Source organism: Actinoplanes sp. NPDC051633, assembly GCF_040681735.1.
Classification (GTDB): Bacteria; Actinomycetota; Actinomycetes; order Mycobacteriales; family Micromonosporaceae; genus Actinoplanes.
Genome location: NZ_JBFAZH010001754.1, coordinates 1 through 1,158, shown reverse-complemented (window position 1 = coordinate 1,158; position 1,158 = coordinate 1). Strand labels below are relative to the sequence as shown.

Annotated in this window: 1 protein-coding gene and 1 pseudogene; one reads left to right on the top strand and one right to left on the bottom strand. The window is 70.8% G+C overall.

Translation table 11 applies throughout. The features are described from left to right. Positions 1-360: pseudogene (locus AB0M20_RS44920) on the bottom strand (hypothetical protein); the annotation flags it as partial. 63 nt (positions 361-423) lie between these two features. On the opposite strand from AB0M20_RS44920, the gene AB0M20_RS44915 reads away from it, so the two are divergent. After that, entirely contained in the window at positions 424-1,101 is a 678-nt protein-coding gene (locus tag AB0M20_RS44915; RefSeq protein ID WP_364307731.1) for a questin oxidase family protein, read from the top strand. Positions 1,102-1,158: the final 57 nt, after the last annotated feature.

The window sequence follows — 1,158 nt, the reverse complement described above, 5'->3', positions numbered from 1 at the left end:
GTCGCGTCCCGGCCCGCGCTGCGCCACCGGGTGGCCCGCCAGGTGCATGAGCTCGCTGGTCACCTGCGCCGGATCGGCGGCCGCGACATCGGTCAGGGCGGTGTGGAAGGCGAGGTTGCGGCGGGCGGGCACGGGGACGAGGAAGTCCGGCAGGTAGCCGGCCGGCCGGATGACGGCGGTCAGCAGCGCCATGTCCACGCCGCCGAGCCGGCCGCGCACCCGATCCCGCCACGGCTGGTGCAGGTGCCGGCGGCGCGAGGTGTCGGTCAGGGTCCGCACGCTGGTCACCGCCTCCCAGAGCGCTGACGAGGCGAATCTGATCCGGCGCGTATCGGCGGCGCTCAGATGCAGGCGGATCACCACCGTAGATTAGGCGCTCACCTAATCGTCGACCAGACCGCGGCCGGCGGCGAGGCTTGCGGTATGACGACAGGAATTCACGAGGCGTACGCCCGGGTGCACCGCTACGGGCCCGAGTTCGGCGGCGACGAAGAGGGCAACCACGGCATGACCAACCACGGCCCGATGGCCGCCGAGGTCATCGCCCGGCGCGGTCTGGACATCGACCTGGACCGCTGGCTCGATCGGTACGTGCGCCGCCTCGACGAGCGCCCGCCCGCCGGTGACCCGATCACCGACTGGCGGGCAGCGCTCGGCGACCACCGCCGGCTCCCCGCGTGGACCGATTTGTTCGCCCGCGAACTGCACGAGCGCAGCTGGACCGACGTGCTCGCCCAGTGGTGGCCGCGGCTGCTGCCCGGCATGGTGGCCGGCTCCACGCACGGCGTCATCCGGGTGGGACACGCGGTGCGGACGCTGCGCACCGGCGACAGCGAACCGGCGCTCGACGAACTGGCGAACGGGCTGGCGTTCTGGGCCGCGCGCTACCGCCCGCTGCCGGTGAGCCCCCGCCAGACCGCTACCGACCCCCGGACGGCGCTCGACCGGGTCCCGCGCCTGACGGACCAGACCGGCTTCATCGCGCACCGCATCGGCCGTCTCACCGCCCTCCCGCCGCGACCGGCGGGCGACGACCCGATTCGGCAGCTGACCGACCTGGTCGACGCGGCCACCCGCGCCTACCTGGTATATGCAATATAATACTACAAAATATATAGACGAAAATCAAGATAATGAAACATTGAAAGATATGACTAA